The 848-nt window shown below is 58.7% G+C and carries 1 protein-coding gene; it reads right to left on the bottom strand.

Translation table 11 applies throughout. The features are described from left to right. Window positions 1–164: 164 nt before the first annotated feature. Window positions 165–581 carry a hypothetical protein gene (locus AC5Y3P_RS22335; RefSeq protein WP_500048121.1) on the bottom strand — a complete coding sequence of 139 codons (417 nt, stop codon included), beginning with the start codon at window positions 579–581 and terminating at the stop codon, window positions 165–167. Window positions 582–848: the final 267 nt, after the last annotated feature.

Here is an 848-nt window from a genome sequence, read left to right as displayed (position 1 = left end):
CTTGCTGGATTCTGTCCGGCACTCTCGGTTGGTTCGGGACAAACGGCCACGATTGCGTCCAGAACTACTCGAGAGTGCCCAGGTAAGCGCACTCCCCCGGTCTCAATTAGTTCCGGATCGGACAACGGAACGCTGATACCTCGCTGAAGTCCACGCCACTGCACTCAGTTGGCTCGATTCATCGCTGCTGCCTCGTGAATGGCGTCCTTGAGCTCATCGTATGTGCACTCGCGTGGGCCGAAGGCTTTCAGCGGTGTGAGCCGAATCTTCCTCTGCACCGGAACTTTTCGGTTGAGTTCGTTGGTGGGAAGCACATAGAACGTCCATTGCGTGACGTCGAGCGGGTTGATCTGTTCGCGGTCCGTACCGTGGAGGAGGCAGAAGACGTAAACGTCGGCGCTTCGCTGTGCGATATCCCCGTAGGTGTTGGTGCGTGCGTCCCAGCCCTTTGCGGGGCCGATGCTGAACTCAATCACCGAGGACCTGGTTTGTGTCCACGATTGCACATAGGCAGCCGATTTCACTTCGACGCCAATATCGCCGATGAGGAGGTCGAACTTGTCCCATTCGAGGCGCTTCACCGCATGTGACTGCGCTCACTGAATTTCCTCACTGACGCTCACCGAATTTCCCCACCCGTGTGGCTCCGCCGAGAAGGGTGGGCCTCCCTCGATGCTGCTGGTGTCTGACGCCAACAGCTCCAGTCGAAGGAGGCCCGCTTTCTCATGCTCACATGGGAGGACGACATGGAAGTACACGCCCTACGTAAACGTGGTTGGACGATCTCTGCGATCGCCCGCCACACCGGCTTCGACCGTAAAACGGTCCGCAAGTATCTGGCCGGCGAC

The sequence above is a fragment of the Mycobacterium sp. NGS45 genome, assembly GCF_059812645.1.
Note: the sequence above shows the minus strand (reverse complement) of the source record. Positions and strands in the feature narration are given on the sequence as shown.